Below are 1,025 nucleotides of genomic sequence, written 5' to 3'. Positions count from 1 at the left end.
TCACCCTGAACACCGACGGCAGCTGGACGCTCGACCCGAGCAATGCGGCCTACCAGCACCTAGCTGTCGGTCAGAGCACGAGCTACAACATCCAGTACGTCGCCACCGACGCCCAGGGTGTGGCCAGCGCTCCCCAGGCCCTGACCGTCACCGTGACCGGCACCAACGACACCCCGGTGATCACCACTTCTTCTGCGGCTAGCGTTACCCGGGTTAATGAAGACTCGCGAGTATCTGGCAAGCTGACCGCTACGGATGCCGACGATAATTCCAGCTTGTCCTTCAGCACCGCCAGCGGCCAGCCGAGCGTGCCCGGCTTTACCCTAAAGGCTGATGGCACCTGGACCCTGGACGGCAGCAACGCGGCTTATCAGCACTTGGCCAAGGGTGCTACCGAAACCATCGCAATCAAGTACGTGGTCACTGACGAACACAGTGCCGTCAGCACGCCGCAGACGCTGACCATTACTGTCACCGGTGCTAATGACGCGCCAGTCATTACCACCACTGCGGCTGGCAACATGGCCAAGGTGAATGAAGACTTCCAGGTATCTGGCAAGCTCACTGCCATGGATGTTGATGACGGGAGCCAGCTGACCTTCAGCCAGACAGCCAAGACTAGTATCCCTGGCTTCACCCTGAACAAGGACGGCACCTGGACGCTCGACGCCAGCAACGCGGCCTACCAGAATCTGGCCAAGGGGGCTACCGAGACTCTTTACATCGGTTACAAAGTGGTCGACCAATATGGTGCGGCCGACTCTGAAACCCTGGTCATCAAGGTGACCGGCACCAACGATGCTCCGGTGATCACCACTACAACCGCCGCCGGCAACGTTGCGGTGAACGAAGACGCGGTTGCCCGTGGCACCCTGACTGCCACCGATGTTGACGACGATCGCCTGCTGACCTTCAGCACCACCAGCAGCCAGCCGAGCGTGGCCGGCTTCACCCTGAACGCCGACGGCACCTGGACCCTGGACGCCAGCAATGCTGCGTACCAGCACCTGGCCAAGGGCGTGACC

The 1,025-nt window shown here is 61.3% G+C and carries 1 protein-coding gene; it reads left to right on the top strand.

Annotated features, from left to right (window positions below; genetic code table 11):
- The coding region (locus tag G7016_RS24755; RefSeq protein ID WP_219856368.1) for a VCBS domain-containing protein at positions 1-1,025 on the top strand (1,025 nt) is incomplete at both ends.

The sequence above is a fragment of the Pseudomonas japonica genome (genome assembly GCF_013522925.1).
GTDB classification, from domain to species: Bacteria; Pseudomonadota; Gammaproteobacteria; order Pseudomonadales; family Pseudomonadaceae; genus Aquipseudomonas; species Aquipseudomonas japonica_A.
The sequence above is the reverse complement of the archived record's forward strand: the minus strand, read 5'-3'. Positions and strand labels throughout refer to the sequence as shown.